The organism is Pseudofrankia coriaricola (genome assembly GCF_001854805.1).
GTDB lineage: Bacteria > Actinomycetota > Actinomycetes > Frankiales > Frankiaceae > Pseudofrankia.
In genome coordinates this window covers 21,913-46,703 of the sequence record NZ_MBLO01000242.1, presented here as the reverse complement: position 1 = coordinate 46,703, position 24,791 = coordinate 21,913, and the positions used below count along the sequence as shown (strand labels likewise).

Sequence of the window (24,791 nt, the reverse complement as noted above, 5' to 3'; positions counted from 1 at the left end):
CCCGGCCCGCGGCAGTGCCTGGGTGGGACGCCGTGCACCGACGGCAGCATCGGCGGCAGCGCCGGCCACGCCACCGGCGACACCGGGAGCGCGGCCGGCTACACCGCGTGACAGTAACAGTATGTCACGGCGCCCCTACGTCCCCCCGCGCGCGACACCGGCGAACCGGGGCGGCAACCCCGGCGGCCTGTTCGCGGCCGTCCGGGCCGCGGGGGGCCCAGTGGACTGGGCCAAGCCGGCAACGGATGCGCCCGGCCCGGCCGGACCGGCCGAGGGCCCGGCCGTGCCGGGCGCCGAACCCAGGTGCGCCCCAGCCCCGGCCACCGCCCCTCTGGGCACCGCTCCCCCAGTCGTCGTGCCCGCGACCGCGACGCCCGCGGCCGCCAGGCCCGCGGCCGGTGGCGGCCGGCTGCGCGGCGCGGTGCGCGGGGCGACGCCGCTGGCGCTCGCCGGTCTGCTCGCCAACGTCGCGAACCTGGGCGTCACCCTCGTCATCGCTCGCGCGATGAGCACCCGCTCCTACGGAGCGACCGCCCAGCTGTTCGCCCTCTTCATGATCGTTTCCATGCCGGGCAGCGCGCTGCTGGTCGGCGTCGTCCGCCGGGTGACCACCTGGACCCGCACCGGCCGGGCCGACCTGGTCGCCGGCTGGGCGGCGCGGGTGCGGCGTGCGGGGCTGCGGGGCGTGGTCGCGGTCGCGGTGCTCGCGCTGGTGGCCCGCGGGCCACTCGCCCACGAGCTGTCGCTGCCGGGGCCGGGCGGGGTCGCCGAGACACTCACCGCCGGCGCGGCCTGGTGCCTGCTGTGCGTCGACCGCGGGCTGCTCCAGGCGGCCCACCGCTACCGCGAGCTCGCCGCGAACCTGCTGGTCGACGCGGCGGTGAAGGGCGCGGCGACGGCCGGCCTGGTGCTCGCGGGGCTGGCGCAGACGGGCGCCGCCACGGCGGTGCTCCTGGGCGTGCTGGCCGCGCTCGCACACGCCCGCCGCTCTCTCGGACCGACGGCCCGCGCCGGCTCGGCCCAGGCCGCCGAAGGAGCCGAGGCCGCCGAGACACTCCCCGCGCCGGCCTGGGGGGCCGCGGCCGCGGCCGGCGGGCGGGAGCGCCGGCTGGCGGCGGAGCTGGGCACCGCGCTTACGGCGCTGGCATTCCTCGCCCTGTTGCAGAACGTCGACGTCCTGATCCAGGGCCGGCTGTCCCCCGGCGAGTCGGGCCAGTACGCGGCCGTGTCCGTCACCTGCAAGGTGCTGATGTTCGGGGCCGTGGTGCTCGCCGGCTTCCTGCTGCCGGAGGCGGCCGACCGCCGCCACCTGGGCGAGCATGCCCTCCACCAGCTCGGCGCGACGCTGGCGATCCTCGCGCTGCCAGCCGCCGTACTCCTCGTGGCCGCGTCCGCCGCGCCCGCGGCCCTTCTGTCCCTGGCCTTCGGGCCACGTTTCACCGACGCCTCCGGCGCTCTCCTCCCCCTGGCCGCAGCGATGACCTGTCTCGGAGCAACTGTGCTGTTCACCCACTACCTGCTGGCCCTGGGCTCGCGCGCCGTGCTGGTCGCGCTCGGGCTCACGGCCGCGGCCGCCGCCGGGCTGATCGCCCTGGCCGGCGGCTCGCCGGTCACCACCGCCCGGATGGACCTCGCGGTCCAGGCCGTGCTGGCGGCGGTCACCGGGCTGCTCGTCGCCCGCGCGGCCCGCCGGACGATGTCCGCCCCTGGCGCGGGCCGCGCCGCCACGAAGGTGGCGCACGCATGAGCACGCTCGACGAGGGCGCTGGCCGTCCGAGCGCCGCCGCGCGGCCGGGTGGCGCTGAGAGGCTGAGCGGCGCTGAGAGGCTGAGCGGCGCTGAGAGGCTGAGCGGCGCTGAGAGGCTGGGCAGCCCCGCGGGCCTCGGCAGGGCCATCCCCGGTCAGCAGCCGGCGCGCGGCGGGCGGCCGGGCTCGGCCGTGCGGCTCGCCGAGCCGCGCCAGGCGCCGTGGATCGAGGCGCGCGAGCCCACCCTCGCGGAGCTGGTCGAGCGCTCGGGCGTGCGCCGCGTGCACATGCTCGCCTGGCGCGACCTGGACGACCCGGAGGCCGGCGGCTCCGAGCTGCACGCCGACCAGGTCGCCGCGGCCTGGGCCGCGGCCGGCGTCGACGTGAGCATGCGCACCGCGCACGCCCCTGGCCACCTGGAGACGGCGACCCGCAACGGCTACTCCGTCGTGCGCAAGGCCGGCCGGTACATGGTGTTCCCGCGCTCGGCGATCTCCGGCGCGCTCGGCCACGGCGGCCCCTGGGACGGCCTGGTGGAGATCTGGAACGGCATGCCGTTCTTCTCCCCGGTGTGGGCGCCCTGCCCCCGGGTCGTGTTCCTGCACCATGTCCATGGCGAGATGTGGCGGATGGTGCTGAAGCCGCCGCTGGCGAAGATCGGCGAGACGCTGGAGAGCACCATCGCGCCGCCGCTGTACCGGCGCACCCGGATGCTGACGCTGTCCGAGTCGTCCCGCCACGAGATCATCGAAATGCTCGGGCTGCCACCGGCGAACATCTCCGTCATCCCGCCGGGCATCGACGAGCGCTACGCCCCGCTCGGAGAACGCTCGCCGCACCCGCTGGTCCTGGCGGTCGGCCGGCTGGTGCCGGTGAAGCGGTTCGACATCCTCGTCGACGCGCTGGTCCGGCTGCGCCAGCAGCACCCGACGATGGAGGCGATCATCGTCGGCGAGGGCTACGAGCGCCCGGCGCTGGAGGCCCAGATCCGCGCCGCGCGCGCCGCCGACTGGCTGAAGCTGCCGGGCCGGGTCGACGACGACGGCCTGCTCGCGCTCTACCGGCGGGCCTGGGTGCTAACCAGCGCCTCGGCCCGCGAGGGCTGGGGCATGACGATCACCGAGGCGGCGGCCTGCGGGACCCCGTCCGTCGCGACCAACATCGCCGGCCACACCGACGCCGTCGCCGACGGGCTGTCCGGCCTGCTGGTCGAGCCGCGTGACCTCGCCGGCGCGCTCGGCCGGGTGCTGGGCGACCAGGGGCTGCGCGACCGGCTCGTCGCGGGCGCGCTGGCGCACGCCGCGACGTTCACCTGGGCCAACACCGCCCGCCAGACGTACGCGGCGCTCGTCCAGGAGGCCGCCAAGCACAGCCGCCGCGCGCCCCGACCCGGCGGTCTCGACCGGCTGCACGGGCCGCTGCGGTGACCTTGACAGCGCAGGACCCGGGCGGCCTCCCCGGGCCCAGCGGCCCCGGCGGTGACGCGGCCGGTGCCGGCGATAGCGCCGGTACCACGGCGACCGCTGGCACCGCGACCGTCACGGCCGATGACGCCGCCGAGCCGGCGGCGGAGCCGGCCGGCGCCGACGCGCCCGGTACGGACGACCGCCGCGGGTGGCGCGCCTGGCGGCCACCACGGCCGTCCTGGGCGACGCTGCTGCTCGCCGCCGTCGCCTACCTGCCGCTGCTGCGCACGTCGCCCGGCCGGATCGGCGCCGACACGAAGGCGTACCTCTACCTCGACCCGGGCCGGCTGCTGCGCCGCGCGGTGTCGATGTGGGACCCGGACGTCGGCATGGGCACCGTCACCCACCAGAACATCGGGTACCTGTTCCCGCAGGGCCTCTGGTACTACGTGCTGGACCTCGTCGGCCTGCCGGACTGGGTCGCCCAGCGGCTGTGGACCGGCACCATCCTGTTCGTCGCCGGCGCCGGCGTGCTGTTCCTGCTGCGCTCGTTCGGCTGGCCCGACCGGTACTCGGTCGTCGCCGCGTTCGGCTACATGCTCACGCCGTACTCGCTGGAGTACGAGGCGCGGATCTCGGCGATCCTGCTGCCCTACGCCGGTCTTGGCTGGTTCATCGGGATCACGGTGCGCGGCCTGCGCGAGGCCCGCGAGGGCAAGGGCAGCTGGCGCGGCGCGGACGCGTGGCGCTGGCCGGCCGCGTTCGCGCTGGTGGTCACCTCGGTCGGCAGCATCAACGCCTCCAGCCTGATCCTGATCATGCTCGCGCCGCTGCTCTGGCTGCCGTTCGCGGTGTGGGGCACCCGGGAGGCGACGCTCCGCGCCACCGGCGGCCTGATCAGCCGCGCCGTCATCATGACGATCCTGGCGAACGCCTGGTGGGTGGCCGGGCTCTACACGCAGGCCGGCTACGGCCTGAACGTGCTCGCGTTCACCGAGACGGTCAAGACGGTGGCCAGCAGCTCGCAGGCCTCCGAGGTGCTGCGGGGCCTGGGCAACTGGTTCTTCTACGGCGAGGACGCGCTCGGCCCCTGGGTCACCCCCGCGGTCGGCTACACCCAGGCGCTGTGGCTGCTGATGGTGAGCTTCGCCGTGCCGCTGCTGGGGCTCGCGGCCGCTTCGCTGATCCGCTGGGGCCACCGCGCCTACTTCGTCGGCCTGGTCGTGCTGGGCACGACGGTCGCCGTCGGCGTGTACCCGTACGACAACCCGTCGCCGCTCGGCCGGTTCTTCCGCGACTTCGCCGAGGGGTCGACGGCGGGGCTCGCGCTGCGCTCGCTGCCGCGCGCGGCGCCACTGGTCGTGCTGGGCCTGTCGGTGCTGCTGGCGGGCGCGATCGCCGCGTTCACCGAGCGGTCGATGGCACAGGCCGCCGCCCGCCGATCGTCGGCCGGCGGGGCGGGCCGCGCCGCGCGAGGCCGTCGGCGCCGGCGGCGGATGGTCTTCCGGGCGCGCCCCGGCTCCGTGCTGCCGACCGCCGTGACGGTGGTCGTGCTGGCGCTGCTCGCGCTGGACATGGCACCGCTGTTCCGCGGCCAGTTCCTGGAGCCGGGCCTGCAGCGGCCCGAGGACGTCCCGGACTACGAGCTGGCGCTCGCGGACGCGCTGAACGCCAAGGGCAACGCCACCCGGGTGCTGGAGCTGCCCGGCGCCGACTTCGCCCACTATCGGTGGGGCTCGACGCTCGACACCGTGACCTACGGTCTGATGGACCGCCCGACCGTCCAGCGCGAGCTCATCCCCTACGGCGAGGCCGGCAGCACCGACCTCGTCCGTTCCCTAGACCGCCGGCTGCAGGAGGGCGTCTTCGAGACGTCCTCGCTCTACGACGTCGCCCGGCTGATGGGCGTCGGCGACGTCGTGCTGCGCGGCAACAACCAGTATGAGCGCTTCCGCGGCCCGCGGCCGCGGGCCGACTGGGACCTGTTCACCTCGCGGCCGCCGAACGGCCTGGAGAAGCCGACGGTGTACGGCCCGCTGGTGAGCGAGACGACGACGATCCCCTACCTCGACGAGATCACTCTCGGCACCGACCCGGCCGTGCCCGACCCGCCGACGCTCGCCGACTTCGCGGTCAAGGACCCGACGCCGATCGTCCGCACCGCCACCACCGGCCGCCCGCTGCTCGTCAGCGGCAACGGCGAGGCGCTGGTCGACGCGGCGGCCTCCGGCCTGCTGACCGACGTCGTGGACAACAACCGGACCGTGCTCTACACGGGGGCGCTCGCGGGCGACCGGGACGGGATGCTCCAGGCCCTCGCCGACGGCGCCGAGCTGCTCCTGAGCGACTCGAACCGGCTGCGGGCGGAGCGCTGGACCGGCATCCGGGAGAACTTCGGCTACGTCGAGCAGCCCGGCGTCACGCCGCTGGCGAAGGACCCGGACGACAACCGGCTGCCGCTGTTCCCGGCGCAGGACACGTCGGACCAGACGGTCGCCGTGCTCACCGCCCCGGGTGAGCAGGCCCAGGTCGCGGCGGTGACCGCGTCGAGCTATGGCAACACGTTCGCCTACGGCCCGGCCGACCGGCCGGTGCACGCCATCGACGCCGACCCGACGACGGCGTGGCGGGTCGGCGCGTTCACCGACCCGGCGGGCGAGCGCTGGCAGACGACGCTCGCCGCGCCCACCACCACCGACCACATCCGGCTGGTGCAGCCCCTCACCGGCCCGCGCAACCGGTGGATCACGAAGGTCACGCTGACGTTCGACGGCGGCTCGCCGGTGACGGCCGACCTCATCGACGGTTCCAGGACCGGCCAGGGCCAGGTCATCACCTTCCCGGAGCGGACCTTCAAGACCCTGACGATCCGCGTCGACACGACCAACTACGGCAAGCAGAAGAGCTACGACGGCCTTTCCGCGGTGGGGCTGGCCGAGGTGGAGATCCCGAAGGCGGATGCCAAGCCGGCCGTCGCGCAGGACCTGCTGCGGATGCCGACCGACCTGCTCGCCACCGCCGGCCAGGGCTCGCTTGACCATCCGCTGGTGCTGACGATGACGCGGGACCGGGCGAACCCGGCCGAGCCGTTCAAGGAGGACACCGAGTCGACGATCGCCCGTGTGTTCTCGCTGCCGACCGACCGCGCGTTCAGCCTGACCGGCACCGCGAGGCTCTCCTCCTACGCGTCGGACGACGTGATCGACAAGCTGCTCGGCCGGCCGGACGGCCCGCCGCTGGTGGTGTCCTCGGGCCGGCTGCCCGGTGACATCGACGCCCGCGGCTCGGCCGCCTTCGACGGCGACACCGCCACGGCATGGTCGCCCGGCTTCGGCGACCAGAGCGGCAACTGGCTGCAGCTGACGTCGCTGGACGACGTCACTCTGTCGACGGCGAAGCTCACCCTGGTGACCGACGGGCGGCACTCGGTGCCGACGAAGCTCGGCGTCGAGGTCGACGGCCAGCGGGCCGGCACGGTCGACGTGCCGCCGCTCGCCGACGCGGCGGGCAAGCGGGGAGCCACCACCACGGTGACGGTGCCGCTGCCGGTGGGCAGCGGACACCAGATCCGCTTCGTCGTCGACGCGGTCCGCCCGGTGACGACGAAGGACACGATCTCCGGCGCGATCATGACGACGCCGGTCGGCATCGCGGAGATCGAGCTGCCGGGCGTGAAGGGCACCGGCCAGACGGCGTCGACGGCGCAGCCGCCGGCCGACCTCTCCGTGGGCTGCCGGACCGACCTCCTGACCGTCGACGGCCTGCCGGTCGGCGTGCGGATCAACGGCACGACCAAGGACGCGTCCGGCCGGCTCGGCCTGGATGTACGCACCTGCGGCACTCCGGTGCGGCTCTCGGCCGGTGACCACCTAGTACGCACCGCGAACGGGGCGAAGACCGGGATCGACCTGGACCGGCTGGTCTTCGCCTCGGACGCGGGCGGCACGACCTGGCCGGACGCGACGTCGATCAACGCCCTGGACACCTCCCGCGAGCAGCGGACGGCCGACCTCGCGGCCCAGTCCGGGAACGTGGCCGGCACCGCCGCCACCACGCCAGCCACGCCGACCGTCAAGGTGGACGTCGCGGGGCCGACGACGTTCGTCCTCACGGTCACCGGGGCCAAGCCGGGCACGCCGTTCTGGCTGGTGCTGGGGCAGAGCCTCTCCCCCGGCTGGCACGGCAAGATCGACGAGAACACCGACATCGGCTCGCCCCAGCTCGTCGACGGCTATGCCGACGGCTGGCGGATCGACCCGGAGTCGGAGACCTTCAAGGTCCAGCTCACCTGGACGCCGCAGCGGGTGGTCTTCGCCGCGTTGACCGTCTCCGTCGTGACGGTGGTGCTGTGCCTGGCCCTGCTCGGTGTGACGGGCCGGCGGCGGCGCAAGGCCGGCTGGCCGGCCGCGCCCGTCCGCGACCTGCCGAGACTGGACCGGCCGTTCGCCGCCACGCCGCGGCTGCCGCTGCGCCAAGTGGCGCCGCTGGTCCTGGGGACGGCGGCCATCGGGGCGTTCATCGTCAGTCCGGCCGCCGGCGCGGCCACGGCCGCGGTGACGCTGGTGGCGGCGTTGGCGCCTCGCGGGCGGGTGCTGCTGCGGGCCGGCTCGGTGGCCGCGCTCGCCGCGGCCGCGGCCTATGTCATCGAGGTGCAGGTCCGCTACAACCTGTCAGTCAACGGCTCGTGGGTGTCGGAGTTCGACAAGGTCGCGACCGTGTCGTGGCTCGCAGTGCTCTTCCTCGGCGCCGACGCCGCGCTCGCGCTCCTGCATGGCCACGCCAGCCGGCGAGCGGCCGAGGCCGAGGGCAGGGACGGGGCCCAGGACGAGGACGAGGACGAGGCCGGCGGGACCGTGCCGCCACCGGACGCGGCGGCCGGCGCCGAGACTGAGCCCTCTGCCAGGTAGGCCAGCCGCCTCGGTGCGCCGGACCGCCGGTCCGGCGCACCGAGGCGGCTCGGCCCTGACGAGCCCGCCCGGGTCATGGCGGGCGATGCGGGCCATGCCATCACACTCCCGTGCTAACCGATGGCGACCGATGACGCCGGGTTTGCCCTTGAGTCAGCACGGAGCGTCATCACCCGCACACGATGCGTGGGCAGATCATGCTGCTCGCGGCCGGGAAAGGGAGCAGGCCGGGTTACCCTGTGCCGCGCGCTGGACATGGTGTGACTGACTGAGAACGGGCCGTGCTGCCGGGGGGCGGTCCCGCCCAGCCGACCCGGTCGGGCCGTTCGCTCCTGCCGTCGCACGGGCACGTCCTTAGGCCGGCACCACGCCGAAGGCGGCGCGCAGACACCCATCCTCCGCGCTGTCCGAGGCGTCCCGGGACGAGGAGGGCTAGTCGGATGCTTGGGAGTGGCCCGGTCCGGGAGCGCGGGTTCCTCGCCGTGCTCCCGCTGGTCGGCACGCTGTTCCTGCTGCTCATGCTCGTTCTGCCCATGTCGCAGTCGTACCTGCGCCCGGAGACCTTCGCGGCCTTCCTGATCTCCCTGGCCACACTCTGCTACATCCTGCGCGCCGGCCGCGGCCACCCCGGGCGCAGGGCACTGGTCGTCACGGTCGCGATGACCGCCGCGATGACGACGGCGGTGCTCGGCAGTCCGTCCCGCACGCCGCTCGCCTTCCTGGCCTGGTACCCATGGGCTGGCGGCTATGCCGGTCTGGTGTCGCGCCACGTCGGCCGGGTGGCCGCCCTGACCGGCGCGGTCTGCCTCACCTTCACGGGCGCGCTGATCGCGCGCGGCGACCTGGACGTCTTTCCGCTGACCTACGTGGCCGCCCTGCTCAGCATCGTCGCGTCGGCGATGCTCACCTACGGGTTCTTCAGCTGGGGCCGCGGCCGGGCGTTCGCCGACCCGCTGACCGGGTTGACCAACCGGGCGGGGCTCATGCACGCCGGCGAGCCGGCCATCACCGAGGCGCTGGTCGCCGGCCGCGCCCAGGCGGTGATGGTGCTGGACATCAGCCGGTTCCGGGAGATCAACTCGGCGCTCGGGCACCAGGCCGGCGACGAGGCGCTGCGCGAGTATGCCGACCTGCTGCGCGAGGTGCACCCGAGGCCGGCGTTCGCCGGCCGGCTCGGCGGCGACGAGTTCGTCCTCGTGCTGCCCGGTGAGGACCAGGTCAGCGACCGGGCCGACCCGCACGGCGAATGGCTCGCGCGGCTCGGCGAGAAGGTCCTCGAGCAGCTCGACGGGCCGGTGCGCATCCGCGGCATCAACATCGAGCTGGAGTCGACGGCGGGCATCGCCTCGGCGCCGCGCGACGGCGACCGGCTGTCAAGGGTGCTGCCGTGCGCGGACGCGGCGCTGGCGAACGCCAAGCGCGACGGCGCGCGCGTCGGGGTCTGGAACGCCGGGATGGCGGGGACGGTCGGGGTGCGCTCCTGGGAGCTGGCCCTGCATGCCCAGCTACGCACCGCGATCGCGAAGGGCGAGCTCGTGCTGTACTACCAGCCGGTGCAGGAGGCTGCGACGGGCCGGATCGCCGGCGCCGAGGCGTTGATGCGCTGGTGTCACCCCGAGCGCGGGCTGCTTCCGCCCAGCTCGTTCCTGCCGATGGCCGAGCGCTCCTCGCTGATCATCGGCCTGACCTGGTGGGAGCTGGAGGAGGTTCTCGCCCAGAGTGCCCGGTGGACCAGGGCCGGTCTGCACCTGCCGGTCTCGGCCAATCTGTCCGCGCGGATGCTCGTCATCGACGACCTGCCCGGCAAGGTCGCCCGCCGGCTGGAACACCACGGCCTGCCGCCGGAGATGCTCACTCTGGAGATCACCGAGAGCGCGTTGGTGTCCCAGCCGGCGCGCGCCGCCGCCATGCTCGGCGAGCTGCGGGCCGCCGGCGTGAAGCTCTCGCTCGACGACTTCGGCACCGGCTACAGCTCGATGGAGAACCTCAAGGCACTCCCGTTCGACGAGATGAAGATCGACAAAAGCTTCGTCGCGGACGCCCGCGGCAGCCTGCCGGACGTCGCGATCGTGCGGTCGGTGGTCGACCTCGGCCACCGGCTGGGCCTGCGGGTCGTCGGGGAGGGCGTCGAGGACGAGCAGTCGGCCAGGATGCTCACCGAGCTCGGGTGCGACCTCCTGCAGGGCAACGTGCTCTCGCCCCCGTTGCCGCCCGAGGAGCTGGAGGCGTTGCTGGCCGTCCGCCAGGCCTGCGTCGGCGCCTGGCGGACGAGCGGCTCGGGCCCGCAGTCCGCCGCCTCGGGCGAGCCCAGCCCGACCCGCCCGGACACGGCCAGGGCGGACACGGGGCGGGCGGACACGGCACGCCTGGCGGGGCTCGCGAAGGCCGGCGTGACCCCGTCCAGCAACGGGCACCGGGCCGGCGAGCAGGCTTCGCCCGCGGGGGCCGCCCGGTCTTCCGACCCCGCCGGGCCCACGGGCCCCACGGGGCCCACCACGCCTTCCAGGCGCGGTGGGGCCGGCGAGGACCTCGGGCGCGCGGGCCGGGCACGGGAAGCGGGCACACACGGGCCGCGGCCGACGGTCCCGGAGGAGACGATCAGGACCTCGGAGCGGACCGGGGTGGTCGCGCCCGAGCCGCCCGACGAGTCGAGCCGGCTCGCCGCGCTGCGCCAGTACCGGATCCTCGACACCCCGCCCGAGCCGGAGTTCGACGCCCTTGCCACTCTCGCCGCCCAGATCACCGATTGCGACTTCAGCCACCTGGTGTTCATCAATAGTAACCGGGAGTGGCCTAAGGCCTGCCATGGCGTCCAGGCGTCGGAGCTTCGGGCCTGGGTCGGCCCCGGGTCGTTCATCGTCGCCGACGGCCACTATCTGGAGATCCAGGACTGCTCCCGCGACCTGCGCTACGCGCACCTGACCAGGGCGGAGCCGAAACATGTGATCTTCTTCGCCGGCGCCCCGCTGCGCACGGCCGAAGGCCACGTGCTCGGCGCGCTGTGTGTCTCCGACCGGGTGCCGCGGCGGCTCACCACCGGCCAACGGACCGCGCTCGACACCCTTGCCAGCCACGCCGTACGCCTGCTCGACGCCCGGCTGCACCGGCTGCTGCTCGCGGAGGCCACCGCCGGCCTGGAACGGCTCGAGACATTCTGGCACCGCCATGACCTGCCAGCCGCGGCCACACTGTGCGCGGACGTCGTGCGCGGGCTGACCCATGCCGACGCCGTCGCCGTGATGCTGCCCGAGCTGCCCGGCTCGACCGTCTTCCGGGCCGCCGGCGTGTCCGTCGTCGAGGGGGTGCCACCGCTGACGGAGCTCGGAGTGCGCACGACCAGCGACGACCAGAAGGCGATCAGCGAGCTTGCGGCCGCGACCGGGCCGGTGTTCATCCCGGACGCGGCGGCGCACCCGCTGATCCCGAACGAGATGGTGCGCCGGCTGGGGATCGCGTCCGCGCTGATGATGCCGCTGCATGGCGAGGGAGGAGTCCAGGGAATGATCACCGTCCGCTGGACCCAGCACCTGGCCCGGCTCGACCCGGCGGTGCGGTGCGCGGTAACGCTGTTCTGCGGCCAGGCCCGCTTCACCCTCGCCAAGCTGCGCGCCGCGCAGGGCCAAGTGGCCGTCCCCGGCCTCGGTTCTCACGACGAGGCCGGGTGCGCCGCCGGCGATGTGCCCGGCAGGGCCATGTCCGGCTGGGGCGCCCCCGGCGCGGGCGGCCGCGCCGGCGGGGTCCCGAACAGCCCCCCGGCGGGCGGCGGCGCGCCAGGCGGCGGCCCGGAGGGCCAAGCGGCGGCCCAGGCCGACTCCTTGGGCCGGCGCCGGTCCCGCCCGGCGACCAGCCGCTACTAGCGACCGGGGTCATCCGGCGTGGCCACGGGCTGCCCGCGGCCGGGGATGACCCCGCCAGCGGGCGGCTTGGACCGGAGCATGCAGGTCAGCCGGCAGGTGCAGACCGGCCGGCCCTCGTCATCCGCAATCCTGATCTCGAACGTCGCCACCGAACGGCCGGCGTGCAGGCGGGTCGCGACCGCCGTGACCGAGCCGGAGGTGACCGCCCGGTGGTGGGAGGCGCTGATCTCCAGGCCGACGGCCGCGTTCTCGGGGCCCGCGGTGAGCATCGCCGCCATCGAGCCGACCGTCTCCGCCAGCACCACCGACGCACCGCCGTGCAGCAGCCCGTACGGCTGCCGGTTGCCCTCCACCGGCATCCGGCCGACCACCCGCTCCGGCGTGGCCTCTAGCAGCTCGACGCCCATGCGCTCGTTCAGCTCACCGCGGTTCAGGTTGAGGGCGGCGACCAGCTCGGCCTCGTCAGCCGGCTGCCCGCCCCGGATGGCACCGTCCACGCCCGTCTCGGCAGTCACCAGCCGACAATATGGCGCCCGCCGGGCACCTACGGGACCACGGTGGCACCGGCCGGACGGCCGGCGCGGTCGGTGGACTGTCATACCGGCGGCCTAGACTTCGCCGGGTGCCCGGTTCGACGACGCAGCCCGACCTGAGTAGCCCGTCCGACGTCCCGGCGGACGCCGCCCCACCGGCCGCCCAGGACGCCCCCGGCGACGCTCCCGCGAAGGCGCCGGCCAGACGTGCCTCAAGATCCGCCGGCGGCGGGTCATCGGCCAAGGCACCGGCCAAGGCGGCCGGGAGGTCCGCGGCGCCGGCCGCGGCGCGCGGCGCGCCCGCTCCCGGAACGGGGCGGCTGCTGCTGCTGGACGGGAACTCGCTGGCCTACCGGGCGTTCTTCGCGCTGCCGGTGGAGAACTTCTCCACCACCACCGGGCAGCCGACGAACGCCGTCTACGGCTTCACGTCCATGCTGATCAACGCACTGCGCGACGAGAAGCCGACGCACGTCGCCGTCGCCTGGGACCTGCCGGCGCCGACCTTCCGGCACGCCCAGTACGCCGAGTACAAGGCCGGCAGGTCCGAGACCCCGTCGGACTTCGTCGGCCAGATCAGCCTGATCCACCAGGTCTGCGACGCGCTCGCCGTGCCGAGCATGTCCGCCGCCAGCTACGAGGCGGACGACATCATCGCGACGCTGGCCACCCAGGGCGAGGCCGTCGGTATGGACGTCCTCATCGTCACCGGCGACCGCGACGCGCTGCAGCTCGTCACCGACCGGATCACCGTGCTGATGACCCGCAAGGGCATCAGCGACATGATCCGCTACACGCCGGCGGAGGTGGAGGCCAAGTACGGCCTCACCCCGACGCAGTACCCGGACTTCGCCGCGCTGCGCGGCGACCCGTCGGACAACCTGCCCTCGATCCCCGGCGTCGGCGAGAAGACCGCGACCAAGTGGATCCAGCAGTTCGGCGGCCTGGCGGACCTGGTCGACCGGGCCGACGAGGTCACCGGGAAGGCCGGCGCGGCGCTGCGGGAGAACCTGGCCAACGTGATCCGCAACCGGGCGCTCACCGAGCTCGCCCGCGACGTGCCGCTGGAGCGCGGCCCCGCCGACCTTCGCCTGGTCCCGTGGGACCGGGAGGCGGTGCACACCCTGTTCGACACCCTGCAGTTCCGGGTGCTGCGGGAGCGGCTCTACCAGGCGCTCGCGATCGTGGAGCCGGCGGCGGGCGACGGCGGCTTCGCGGTCGAGTACACGATCCTCGGCCCGGGTGACGTCACCGAGTGGCTCGGCGAGCACACGGTCGGCGGCGCCCGCACGGGCCTGCACCTGCGCGGCACCTGGGGCCGCGGCACCGGGACGGTCGCCGGGATCGCGCTGGCCGCCACCGACGACACCGCCGCCTGGATCGACCCGTCCCAGCTCGTCCCCGCCGACGAGAACGCGCTGGCCGCCTGGCTCGCCGACGAGACTCGACCGAAGGCCGTACACGACGCCAAGGGCCCGATGCTCGCGCTCGCCGAGCTGGGTCTCACCCTGGACGGCGTCACCAGCGACACCGCGCTCGCCGCCTATCTCGCCCTGCCGGGCCAGCGCTCGTTCGACCTCGCCGACCTGGTGCTGCGCTACCTGCACCGAGAGCTGAAGGCCGAGGAGGGCCCGTCGGACGGCCAGTTGACCCTCGAGGTCGAGGTCGAGGGCATCGCCGAGGCGGACGAGGCCGAGGTGGACGCCGTGCGCGCCCGCGCGGTCGCCGAGCTCGCCGACGCCCTCGACGGCGATCTGGAGCGCCGCTCGGCCGCGCGCCTGCTGCACGAGATCGAGCTGCCGCTGCTGACCGTGCTCGCCGGGATGGAACGAGCCGGCATCGCCGCCGACGCCGACTACCTGACCGACCTGCAGTCCCAGTACGGCGCCGAGGTCACCAAGGTCGTCGAGGCCGCCCACCAGATCGTCGGCCGGCCGTTCAACCTCGGCTCGCCCAAGCAGCTGCAGCAGATCCTGTTCGACGAGCTGAACCTGCCGAAGACCAAGAAGATCAAGACGGGCTACACCACGGACGCGGACGCGCTCACGTGGCTGGCCGTCCAGACCGACCACCCGCTGATCCCGACGCTGCTGCGCCACCGCGACGTGGCCCGGCTCAAGACCGTCGTCGAGTCGCTGCTGCCGATGATCGACGACGCCGGCCGCATCCACACCACGTTCAACCAGATGATCGCCGCGACCGGCCGGCTGTCGTCGACCGACCCGAACCTGCAGAACATCCCGATCCGCACCGCCGAGGGCCGCCAGATCCGCCGCGCCTTCGTCGTCGGCCCGGGCTACGAGACGCTGCTGACCGCGGACTACTCGCAGATCGAGATGCGGATCATGGCGCATCTGTCCGGCGACGCGGGACTGATCGAGGCGTTCTCCTCCGGCGAGGACCTGCACTCGTTCGTCGCCGCGCAGGCGTTCAACCTCCCGGTCGCCGACGTCGACCCGGAGCTGCGGCGGCGGATCAAGGCGATGTCCTACGGCCTTGCCTACGGCCTGTCGGCCTACGGGCTGGCTTCCCAGCTCGGCATCGCCCCGGACGAGGCCCGCGAGCAGATGGAGGCCTACTTCGCCCGTTTCGGCGGGGTGCGGGACTTCCTGCGCGGCGTCGTCGACCGCGCCCGCACGGACGGCTACACCGAGACCATCCTCGGCCGCCGCCGCTACCTGCCCGACCTGACCAGCGACAACTCCCAGCGCCGGCAGATGGCGGAGCGGATGGCCCTCAACGCCCCGATCCAGGGCTCCGCCGCCGACATCATCAAGATCGCCATGCTGGGGGTGGAGCGCGGCCTGCGCGAGCGCGGCCTGCGCTCCCGCCTGCTCCTGCAGGTCCACGACGAACTCGTCCTCGAGATCGCCCCCGGCGAGCGCGAGGACGTCGAGGCACTCGTCCGCTCCGAGATGAGCGGCGCGTACACCATGTCCGTCCCGCTCGACGTCTCCGTCGGCGCGGGCCGCACCTGGGACGACGCGGGACACTAGGCCGTATCTGACGGCCTCCGGCCACGCGAGGCTCCGCCATCATCGCGTGGCCTTTGGCCTGGCCGTATCTGACGGCCTCCGGCCACGCGAGGCTCCGCCATCATCGCCGCAGGGGTCCCCGGAAGATCGGCGCCAGCCGATCTTCCGGGGGAGCGACTTTGGCCTAGCCGCGCGGTTCCCCGGCGCGCGCGGACGCGACGAGCGGCGATCCGGGGGCGAGCTTTGGCGCCGTCCGGGCCTTCCCCAAGCCAGGACGTTTTCTACTCGCCCGCCCCCGGTCCCCACACTGCGGGTGAGACGCTAGGAGCGTTCGGTAACCGCGTCAACGTGGCCCGCGCGGCGGCCGGCTGTTGTGCGTTCCCGGACGCGGGCACGCCGTATCCGCCAACTCATCTCCCTGTTTGCCACGCTCACCGCCTCCTCCACCGATTGGCCAGCTGACATCTCGGCGCCAATCAGTGGGTTCAGGTCTCCACCGTGCCTGGCGGGCGGTAGGCGCCCATGGCGGCGAGGCTGGCGCCGACCTCGGCGGGCGTGCCGGTCGCGACCACCGCGCCGGCCTCGAGGACGACGACCGCGTCGGCGACCGCCAGGGCCAGGCGCGGGTCGTGCTCGGCGAGCAGGACGCTCACGCCGCGGGCCTGGAGCCGGCCGACCAGCTCGGCGAACCAGGCCCGGTCGGCGGCGGTGACGCCGGCGGCCGGCTCGTCCAGCAGCAGCAGGGACGGGCGGGTGCCCAGCGCCCTGGCGACCTCCAGCCGCCGCCGTGCGCCGTGCGGCAGGCTGGCCGCCCGTTCGCCCGCCCGGTCGGCGAGCCCGACGAACTCCAGCAGGTCCCACGCCGCGGACCTGGCCGCGCGGATCTCCCGGCGCCCGCGCGACCTCGGGAGCAGCACCCGCCAGGTGTCGCCGCGGGCCTTCGCCTCGACGCCGACCCGGATGTTGTCCAGCGCGGTGAGCTGGTCGAACAGCCTGGTCTCCTGGAACGTACGGGCTATACCCAGCCGGGCCACCGCCGGCGCCGAGCGCCCGAACAGCTCGACCGGCCTGCGCGCCGCCTCGACGCCGGGGCCCTCCGCCCCGCCCGCTCCCGCGGACGCCCGCGCCCTGGCCGGCGGCTCGTGGGCCGGCGGCTCGTGGGCCGGCGGCTCGTGGGCCGGCGGCTCGGCGGGCTGCTGCCCGGGCGCCGGAGGGGCGGACCACGGCGTCCGGTCCAGCCCGTCGTCTCCGCGGGTCGGCCAGAAGTGGGCGCTGCCGCGGCTCGGCCGCCGGATTCCGGTCAGGCAGTCGAGCAGCGACGTCTTGCCCGCGCCGTTCGGGCCGACCACGGCCAGCACCGTGCCCCGCTGCTGCCGCAGCGAGACGTCCGCGAGGCTCGTCAGGCCGCCTAGGCGCAGCGTCAGCCCCGCGAGGTCCAGAATCGGCCGCGGCGGCGGCGCCGCGCTCGGCGCGGGCACCGTCGGCGCGTCCGGCTTCCAGCCGACGCGCGGGCCCGGGCGCGCCGGCACCACCGCCGGGGGCCGGCGGCGCGGCTCGGGTAGGATCATGGCCCTCCCTCGCTGGGGCCGCCGAGCCGGAGGCGCGCGGGCAGCAGGCGCCGCGGGCGAAGTGCCGTCATGATCATGACCAGGGCGCCGAAGTAGAGGAACCGGTCCGCGGCCGGCACGTGGTCGCGCAGGAGGAAGGCCAGGCCCTGCAGGACGACGGCGCCGAGGACGGCGCCGAGGCGTGAGCCCGCCCCACCGGCGACGACGACTGTGAGCACGAGCATCGAGGCCTGTGGGCTGAACGTCTGCGGGTTGAAGAACTGCTTGGTCGCGAGCACCGCGCCGGCGAGGCCGGCGACCGCCGCGCCGGCCGTGAAGGCCAGCAGCCTCATCCTCGCGGCGCGGACACCGAGGACCCCGGCGGCCACCTCGTCCTGGCGCAGCGCGGCGCAGGCCCGCGCGGCGCGTGACCGGTCCCAGCCGGCGAGCGCGGCCATGACCAGCACGACCAGGCCGAGCAGCAGGTAGTAGTACGGCAGCGGGTCCAGCCCGAAGGCGTAGTGGAAGCCACCGATCCGCACCGACGGCGGCGGCACCCCGAACACGCCGCCGGCGCCGCCGGTGATCCCGTCGGCGTTGTTCGCGACCAGTTGGACGACCCCTCCGAAGGCAAGGGTTACGATCGCCAGAAGGTCGGCGTGCCGTCGCAGGAGCGGCGCCCCCAGCGCGAGGCCGACGAGTGCCGCCGCGGCCATCGCCGCTGGCATCGCGACCAGCGGCGAGACGGTGACCGGCGCGTGCCAGGGCATCGCCCCCGGGGCGCACAGATATGCCGCTGTGTAGGCACCGATCGCGCAGAAGGCGACGCAGCCGAGATCGAGCATGCCGGCACGCCCGACGACGATGCTCAGCCCCAGCGAGAGCAGCGCGTACAGCCCGATGTCGTTGACCATCACCTGCCGCACCGTGGTCGAGACGACCAGCGGCGCGCCCGCCGCGGCCCCCAGCGCCAGCGCGTATCCCGCGCCCCGCGCCCAGGGGCGCCGGTACCAGCGCCGCCGGCCCGGCGTCCCCGTCTCTCCCGCCGCCGCGCCCATGGCAAGCCCGGCCGCGAGCCGGCCGGAGGTGGGCGCCGGCGGCTCGGTGGGTACCGACGGCTCGGTGGGCACCGGCGGTGCCGGCCAGATCACCCAGTTCGACCGGACCGCCCAGGTCCGGTCCGTGGGTGGCACGAGGTGGGCGCTTTCCCCGCGCTGGCCCGGCGGCCTCGGCCCGACGCGGGCCGCCGGCTGGGGCTGAGCCTCGGCGATCATCCGGCTGCGCCGCGAGGCCGCGTCATCCAGCGACGGGCGCCGCCGGCCGCGTGATCCCGACCGGTCCCGGACGTCCTCCGCCCATTCGGCGGCGACGCCCGTCAGGTACGCGGCCGGGCGCCCGAGCAGGCCGCGCAGCCGCGGCCAGCCGGTCAGCCCCGCCCAGGCCAGCAGCCCGGCGGCGAGGAAGAGGACGCCGCGCTCCCCCGCGAGCGACCCGCTGGCCCCGGCGAGCGGCCGGTCCGCGTTCCCGGACGGCCCGGTCACGAGCGCGGCGAGCGCCGCGAGCACCAGGCACCCGCCGAGCCGGCGCCACCACCGGCCCGGCCCGGCCTCGTCCCCGACACCCTCGGCATCCCCGCCATGTCCGGCGTTCCCGGTATCCGCGGCAGCCACGGCAGCCGCCGTGCCCGTCGTCGCCGCGGCGCCCGCCCAGCCGTCCGGCGGCCGGCCCGCGGCGCGCAGCTGGGCCATCCGCTCGGCGACAGACGGCATTCCCGCCGGCGGGCTCGCCGGCTCGTCCGGACCGCCGCTCATGCCGGGCGTCCGAGGCGGGCGCCGAGCAGGCCCGACGGGCGCAGGAGGAGGACAGCGATCAGCACGGCGAAGGCGATGACGTCCTGATAGCCCGCGTCGAGCAGGTAGTAGCCGCCGAAGCTCTCGACCAGGCCCAGCAGCAGGCCGCCGGCCAGCGCCCCACGCACATTGCCGAGGCCACCGAGGACGGCGGCCGTGAACGCCTTGATCCCGGGGACGTAGCCCATGGTGTAGGACGCGTGGAAGGTCATCGCGTAGAGGAAGCCGCCGGCGCCGGCGAGCACCCCGCCTAGCACGAACGTCGCGACGATCACCCGTTCCAGGCTGACTCCCAGCAGGACCGCGCATTCGGCGTCCTGCGCCACCGCCCGGATCGACCGGCCGAGCCTGGACCAGGCGACCAGGCGGTCGGCGGCGAGCAGCAGGCCGAGCGCGGCGGTGACGACCGCCAGCGTCTCCGCGGAGACGGGGGCGCCGGCGACGCGTAGCACGGTCTGGTCGGTGAACAGGCCCGGCACGGGAACGTCGCGCCGGCCGAACTCCTTGCCTGCGAGGCTCACGGCGAACATCGACGCGCCGACGGCGCTGACCAGGTACGCGAGCCGCGGCGCGCCCCGGCGTCGCAGCGGCCGGTAGGCGGCCCGCTCGAGGCCGAGCGCGGCCACCGCGCCGGCGAGGCCGCCGGCGACGGTCCCGGCCGCCACCAGCCCGATGCAGGCCAGGACGCCGGGGCCGGCGCCGGCAGCCCCGGCGGGCAGCGCGGCGCGAGCCGCGTAGAGGCCGCCGAACGCGCCGAGCATGAACACCTCGCCATGCGCGAGGCTGACCAGCCGCAGCACGCCGTAGACGAGGGTGTAGCCGAGCGCGATCAGCGCGTAGACCGCACCGGCCGCGAGCCCGTCGATGGCCAGCCGCGCGATCTGCCCCCCGCTAGCCACGCGCGGATCGCGCTCCCCATTTCGCCGTGCGCACCCGGCGGTCCCAGGTGCCCGCAAGATCGGTCAGGCGGGTGCCGTCCCCCGCGGCGGCCGTCGACCCGGCAGGCGACCCGGCGGGTGGCGGCGCGGCGGGCTCTGACGCGGACTCAGCCTCGACCGCGGACGCGGCTGGCGCCGCCAGCGATGCGGGGGCGCCAGCGGCGTCGCCAGCCGGCCTGACCGGCGCGGCGTCGTCGGCAGGGGTCACGGCTTGAGCAGCGCGGTCGTCGGGCCGAGGACGACCCGCTTGCCGCCCCGGACCTCGTACACGTACACCGTCGAGCCCTGGACCTCGCCGTGGCCGTCGAACTTGATCTGCTTGGTGACGCCAGGCATGTCGACGGCGCGGAAGCCGCTGAGGACCGAGGCGCGGGTGGCGCCCGTGCCCTCCTTGGTGAGCACCGAGATGATCGCCTGGGTGGCGTCGTAGGCCTCGCCGGAGTAGGTACCGGGCTTGGTGCCGCTGTTCACCCGCTTGAACTCGGCGACGAAGGACGCCGCCTTCGGGTCGGAGTTCGCGTCGCCGCAGGCGCAGGTGAGCAGCGCGCCCTCGGCCGTGTCGGCGCCGGCCTGCTCGATGAGCTGGTCGTCGTTGGAGCCGTCGCCCGCGAGGATCCTGCCCTCGTAGCCCTTGCCGCGCAGCGCCTTCACCAGCAGCGCGAACTCGGCGTAGTACCCCGAGTAGTAGACCGCGTCGGGACCGGCCGCGGTGATCTTCGTCGCCTCGGAGGTGTAGTCCTTGGTCGGGTTGACGCTGTCATGGGTGACGGTGACGTTGTGGGCCTTCAGCGCCTTCTCGAGCGCGGTGGAGAGGCCGGCGCCGTAGTCGCTGCGGTCATCGAGCGAGAACACCCGCTTGGCCTTCAGCGCCTTGGCGATGTAGTCCGCGGCGGCGGCACCCTGGATGGTGTCCGGCGCGATCACCCGGAAGAAGCTGCCGAACCCGAGGCTGGTGAGCTGGGGGTTGGTCGCGGACGGGCTCACCGACAGCAGGTCGGCCTGGCTGTACAGCGGCTCGCTGGACTTTGTCGCGCCGGAGAAGATCGGGCCGACGACGGCGATGACCCGCGAGTTGTCGACGAGCTTCTGCGCGGCGGTCGGGCCCTGCTCGGGGGAGCCCTGGTCGTCGGAGGCGACGATACGCAGCGTGAACGGCAGCGTACCGCTCCGGTTGGCCGAGTCGACGGCCGTCAGCATGCCGTTGTACGCGTTGATGCCCAGCTGCTGGTTCTCGCCGGACAGCGGACCCTGGAAGCCGATCGCGAACTCCTTCTTCGCCTCGGCCTTGTCGTCGCCCCCGCCGCATCCGGCCGCCGCCACCGCTACCGCGGCCACCGCCGCGACAGCTCCCAGCAGCCGAAGCCGCCGACCCAGACCATCCATGGTCTGTCCCTTCGCCCAGCCATGCCGACCGTGTGGGCGTTGCATCCCCACCGACCCGCTCGCGCGGACCGGTGGGGGCCCGGCACCCGGGAGGCGCCCACGCGGGCCCGACGATCGCCGGACGGCCGGCAAACTAACGGCCGATCAGGCCAAACCAAAAGCTAAATGTAAGCGTGTCGTCACTTTTTGTAGTCTCGCCGGGCCAGCACCGTGTCCGGCCAGACAGAAGATCACCAATCGGGCGCGCGCAGCCGAGGTCGCGGCGGCCGCTGCGGCCGGCGCGGCCGGCGCGGCCGGCGCGGCCGGCGAGGATCCAGGAGCGGCGGACTACCTGGCCGGAATGACCGTGGGGACAAAGCGGCCGTTGACGATGGCGTAGATCACGGCGGCTGGGTCTCGACGGTCACCGAAGGCGTCGAACGCGACCTGGCCGGTGACGCCGGCGAACGAGCCCCGGGCGATCTGGGCGGCGATCGCCGCCCTGGTCGCGTCGTCGACCGCCACCCGGCCGGGGAGCACGACGGCGGCGGCGCGCAGCAGGGCCCGAGCGGAGTCATAGGCGTAGGCGGCCAGCGCGGGGATCATGTCCGCCTCCTGCCCAGTCACCGCCAGCGGCTCGTCGCCGCGGCCCGAGCCATCCTCACCCGAGACCCTCGCGCCCGGCGCACTCGATCCGGACCCGCCGGGCGTGTTCATGCCCTGCCCGTCCCGGTCCTGGCCGTCGCTCCCGCCCGGGCGAGCGGAACCGGCGCCCGGCGGGGCCGCCGAACCAGCCGCGCCGGCCGACGGCGTCGGCGTCGGCGAGCCGGTCTTCTTGTCGGGAACGGCGGGCTGCTCCGGGCCGCCGACGACCGGTCCCCAGCGCTTCAGGTACTCGTCGGCAAAGGCGCCGGCGGCGGGCAGGCGGGACAGCGGCACGGCGAGGTCGGTGGCCAGGTCACCCTCGGCCGCCTCGCCGGCGGAGTCGAGGTAGCGGGCGCTGAGCATGGCGTCGGTTCCGAGAATCTGGACCGAGATCGCCTCGTCGGCCATCCGCTGGCGCAGCGCGCTGGCGAACAGGTAGCCGGTGGAGGTGTACACGAGGTCCGGGTTGAACTCCTGGATGCCCTCGGCGACCTCCTGGACCTCTTTCCCGTCGGCGCCGTCGCCCTTCACCTGGTAGGTGGTCAGCACCTCGGCGCCGGCCGCGATGGCGTAGCTGGCGAAGCGCCCGGCGAGCGTGTCTCCGTAGAAGGGCCCGCCGTCGACGACGATGATCTTCGTCCGGTGCCGGACGTGCACGGCATAGTCGGCGCCCGCCTTGGCCTGCACCGCGTCGCTGCCGCTGAGCCGGAAGTAGCGGTCGTAGGGGCGCTTGCGGATGTAGGGCGGCTCATCCTGCGCGGTGAGCTCTGGCTCGCCGTTGGACGGCGAGACGACCGGGATGCCGCCGGCGTCCAGCACCGGCACCGCGATCCGGGCGACGTTGGAGCTGAGCGGCCCGACGACCCCCACCAGCGCCGAGTCCTCGGCGAACGCCTCGGCGGCGGCGGCTCCCCCGTCGGGCCGGGAAAGGTCGTCCTTGGCGACCAGCTCGGCCTTCCAGCCGGGAATCGCCTCGGACTTGTTGGACTCGTCGACGGCGAGCGCCACCGCGTCGCGCACCGACCCGCCGATGTTGCCGAGGTCGCCGGACAGCGGAGCCATCACCCCGATCCGCATCACCTGCGGCCCTCGCGAGCCACCCGGCCCGCCGCCGGCCCGCCCGTCGCGCAGCGTGAGCAGGCCGAGCGTCAGGCCCGTCGGGAGCGCGACCAGCAGGGCGAGCAGCCCCGCCAGCAGCGCCCGCCCGCGCCGCGTCCGGCGCCGCCGCCCCGCCCAGGCCGCCGTCGTCCGGGCCGAGTGCCGTATCCACCGGGCCGCCACCACGAGCCACACCTTGGCGACCTGCCAGCCCGGTACCAGCGGCCCGTCCGGATCGACCCCGCCGCCGACCACCGGGTCGGTGGCGACTATCTCGCTCCCCCGCGCGCTCCCGGCTAGCCACCGCACCAGCCGTCGCAGCGGCGACCCGGCCCCGCCCGCGCGCGCGGCGTCCCGGCCATCGCCGTCGCGGTCGCCGTCGTCCGCGTCGCCAGGCCTGTCTTCGCGGGTCACTGGCCGGGAAGGGCCTCCCCGGAAAGGACCGCCTCGGCGACCGCGCGCATCGTGCGGCGCTGGTTCATCGAGGTCCGCTGAATCCAGCGGAACGCGTCCGGCTCGGTCATCTTGTGCTCGGTCTGCAGCACACCCTTGGCCCGCTCGATGATCTTCCGGGCCTCCAGCCGGCCCTGCAGGTCCTCGACCTCGGCCTCCAGGCTCACGATCTCCGTGAACCGGCTCATCGCCATCTCGATCGTCGGCAGCAGGTCCTTCTTCTGGAACGGCTTCACGACGTACGCCATCGCGCCAGCCTCCCGCGCCCGTTCGACCAGCTCCCGCTGGCTGAACGCGGTGAGGATGACAACCGGGGCGATCCGCTCCTTGGCGATCTTCGCGCCGGCCTCGATGCCGTCCATCTTCGGCATCTTCACATCGAGGATGCACAGGTCCGGGCGCAGCTTGCCGGCCAGGGCGACGGCCATCTCGCCGTCACCGGCCTCGCCGACGACCTCGTAGCCCTCCTCCTGCAGCATCTCGCGCAGGTCGAGACGAATCAGCGCCTCGTCTTCGGCGATCAGCACCCGGCGCGGCGTCGAGGATGGCTGGCTGCTCATCGAGACGTTCTCCTGAGGTCGGCGTCGATGGGGATCGGTCGGCGTCGTCACCATTCTGCCGGCACCGGGCGCACGTGGATGCACCCAGCGTCCGGTTGGCGGCAGCTCACCGTCATGGTTTGGCGGCGACGCCCCGGGAACCGGGTAGGTCCCACCGGGCGCCAGCCACCGCCTGGCACGCGGCGACGTCACGCTCCACCCGACGTGGCGACGGCGGAGCCGGGAGCACATCCACCGCGGCCAGTGCCTGACACCGACACCGCGGCCCGATCCCGGGATACCGCCCGAGCCCCGACGGGCGGGGCGAGAGGTCGAAACGCACCCTACCCGGCTAGAGTCATCAAGGGGAGCACCTCCCGAGGCACATCAACGCACGACCGGCACGCCGCGTTCACCCCGGCGACCTCCCACGTACCTCCCCCAGCCAGGCCCGGTACTCCAACGGCAGAGAGACGGTGCTCAAACCACCGACAGTGTGGGTTCGAATCCCACCCGGGCTACCGCCGATCCTGCTCGCCGCCTTTGGGCGGCTTCGCCGATGTCGCGATATTGCCCCGGGGGGCGACCCCCGGACCCCCGGTGTCGCGCTACGCGCGACCTCCTTTCGGGGCGGACGCATGGTCCAACACAGCGGACACCTACAGCCGGCCACCACCCCATGGAGCAGCCTCGCCGCTGTGACGATGTTGCCTGGGGGTCGACGGTCTTCTCCGCCCTCCTGGCCGCCGCCTAAGCCCCGCCTCCTATTCCATCTCGCGTGGATCCTCGCCAGCCAGGCAGAGAAGCCCGATCCGCACACCTGATCGGCGATCCTCGCCGAGGTGCTCGGCGGCTGGGCTCGCGCTGATGACCTGCGGTGGACGTGTCTACCCGGTTGGGGCGGAGTCGATACGCTCAGGGCGGGAGTGGACGA

12 protein-coding genes and 1 tRNA gene are annotated in these 24,791 nt (G+C 74.4%); 6 read left to right on the top strand and 7 right to left on the bottom strand.

What is annotated here, in order from left to right; translation table 11 throughout:
* Positions 1 to 121: 121 nt before the first annotated feature.
* The 4 genes from BCD48_RS33135 to BCD48_RS47635 all read left to right on the top strand — a co-directional run bounded on the left by BCD48_RS33135 (position 122) and on the right by BCD48_RS47635 (position 11,917).
* A complete protein-coding gene (locus tag BCD48_RS33135) occupies positions 122 to 1,747 on the top strand; it encodes a hypothetical protein (protein ID WP_241842186.1) in 1,626 nt (541 codons plus the stop codon).
* Complete coding sequence (locus tag BCD48_RS33130) at positions 1,744 to 3,174, top strand: glycosyltransferase family 4 protein (RefSeq protein WP_241842185.1); 1,431 nt, start codon at positions 1,744 to 1,746, stop codon at positions 3,172 to 3,174. The genes BCD48_RS33135 and BCD48_RS33130 overlap by 4 nt, the downstream gene beginning before the upstream one ends.
* Complete coding sequence (locus BCD48_RS33125; RefSeq protein WP_083419572.1) at positions 3,171 to 8,060, top strand: alpha-(1->3)-arabinofuranosyltransferase domain-containing protein; 4,890 nt, start codon at positions 3,171 to 3,173, stop codon at positions 8,058 to 8,060. Before BCD48_RS33130 ends, BCD48_RS33125 begins: the two co-directional genes overlap by 4 nt.
* A gap of 440 nt (positions 8,061 to 8,500) precedes the next feature.
* Positions 8,501 to 11,917 carry an EAL domain-containing protein gene (locus BCD48_RS47635; RefSeq protein WP_083419571.1) on the top strand — a complete coding sequence of 1,139 codons (3,417 nt, stop codon included), beginning with the start codon at positions 8,501 to 8,503 and terminating at the stop codon, positions 11,915 to 11,917.
* Here BCD48_RS47635 and BCD48_RS33115 read toward each other — a convergent pair.
* Entirely contained in the window at positions 11,914 to 12,432 is a 519-nt protein-coding gene (locus BCD48_RS33115; RefSeq protein WP_071052327.1) for a PaaI family thioesterase, read from the bottom strand. The two genes, BCD48_RS47635 and BCD48_RS33115, sit on opposite strands and share 4 nt — an antisense overlap.
* 341 nt (positions 12,433 to 12,773) lie before the next feature.
* On the opposite strand from BCD48_RS33115, the gene polA reads away from it, so the two are divergent.
* Positions 12,774 to 15,446, top strand: coding sequence for a DNA polymerase I (gene polA, locus BCD48_RS33110; protein ID WP_071052359.1), 2,673 nt, complete (start codon positions 12,774 to 12,776; stop codon positions 15,444 to 15,446).
* A 464-nt stretch (positions 15,447 to 15,910) separates the two neighbouring features.
* Here polA and BCD48_RS33105 read toward each other — a convergent pair whose 3' ends face one another.
* The 6 genes from BCD48_RS33105 to BCD48_RS33075 all read right to left on the bottom strand — a co-directional run bounded on the left by BCD48_RS33105 (position 15,911) and on the right by BCD48_RS33075 (position 23,878).
* Entirely contained in the window at positions 15,911 to 16,993 is a 1,083-nt protein-coding gene (locus BCD48_RS33105; RefSeq protein WP_071052326.1) for an ABC transporter ATP-binding protein, read from the bottom strand.
* Entirely contained in the window at positions 16,990 to 18,783 is a 1,794-nt protein-coding gene (locus BCD48_RS33100) for a branched-chain amino acid ABC transporter permease (protein WP_241842184.1), read from the bottom strand. Before BCD48_RS33100 ends, BCD48_RS33105 begins: the two co-directional genes overlap by 4 nt.
* Positions 18,780 to 19,721 (bottom strand): branched-chain amino acid ABC transporter permease, encoded by a 942-nt coding sequence (locus tag BCD48_RS33095; protein WP_071052324.1) that lies wholly within the window; start codon positions 19,719 to 19,721, stop codon positions 18,780 to 18,782. Before BCD48_RS33095 ends, BCD48_RS33100 begins: the two co-directional genes overlap by 4 nt.
* A gap of 243 nt (positions 19,722 to 19,964) precedes the next feature.
* Positions 19,965 to 21,143 carry a branched-chain amino acid ABC transporter substrate-binding protein gene (locus BCD48_RS33085; RefSeq protein WP_071052322.1) on the bottom strand — a complete coding sequence of 393 codons (1,179 nt, stop codon included), beginning with the start codon at positions 21,141 to 21,143 and terminating at the stop codon, positions 19,965 to 19,967.
* A gap of 327 nt (positions 21,144 to 21,470) precedes the next feature.
* Positions 21,471 to 23,279: a branched-chain amino acid ABC transporter substrate-binding protein gene (locus BCD48_RS33080; protein ID WP_241842183.1), complete on the bottom strand. Its 1,809-nt coding sequence runs from the start codon at positions 23,277 to 23,279 to the stop codon at positions 21,471 to 21,473.
* A complete protein-coding gene (locus BCD48_RS33075) occupies positions 23,276 to 23,878 on the bottom strand; it encodes an ANTAR domain-containing response regulator (RefSeq protein ID WP_071052321.1) in 603 nt (200 codons plus the stop codon). Before BCD48_RS33075 ends, BCD48_RS33080 begins: the two co-directional genes overlap by 4 nt.
* 427 nt (positions 23,879 to 24,305) lie before the next feature.
* On the opposite strand from BCD48_RS33075, the gene BCD48_RS33070 reads away from it, so the two are divergent.
* Positions 24,306 to 24,378 (top strand) — tRNA-Leu (locus BCD48_RS33070).
* Positions 24,379 to 24,791: the final 413 nt, after the last annotated feature.

What these genes read in the sequence shown, in the direction of transcription:
- BCD48_RS33130 (WP_241842185.1), top strand. Translation starts at nt 1,744, where the DNA reads ATGAGCACGCTCGACGAGGGCGCTGGCCGTCCGAGCGCCGCCGCGCGG.
- BCD48_RS33100 (WP_241842184.1), bottom strand. Translation starts at nt 18,783, where the DNA reads ATGAGCGGCGGTCCGGACGAGCCGGCGAGCCCGCCGGCGGGAATGCCG.
- BCD48_RS33105 (WP_071052326.1), bottom strand. Translation starts at nt 16,993, where the DNA reads ATGATCCTACCCGAGCCGCGCCGCCGGCCCCCGGCGGTGGTGCCGGCG.
- BCD48_RS33075 (WP_071052321.1), bottom strand. Translation starts at nt 23,878, where the DNA reads ATGAGCAGCCAGCCATCCTCGACGCCGCGCCGGGTGCTGATCGCCGAA.
- BCD48_RS33085 (WP_071052322.1), bottom strand. Translation starts at nt 21,143, where the DNA reads ATGGATGGTCTGGGTCGGCGGCTTCGGCTGCTGGGAGCTGTCGCGGCG.
- BCD48_RS33135 (WP_241842186.1), top strand. Translation starts at nt 122, where the DNA reads ATGTCACGGCGCCCCTACGTCCCCCCGCGCGCGACACCGGCGAACCGG.
- BCD48_RS47635 (WP_083419571.1), top strand. Translation starts at nt 8,501, where the DNA reads ATGCTTGGGAGTGGCCCGGTCCGGGAGCGCGGGTTCCTCGCCGTGCTC.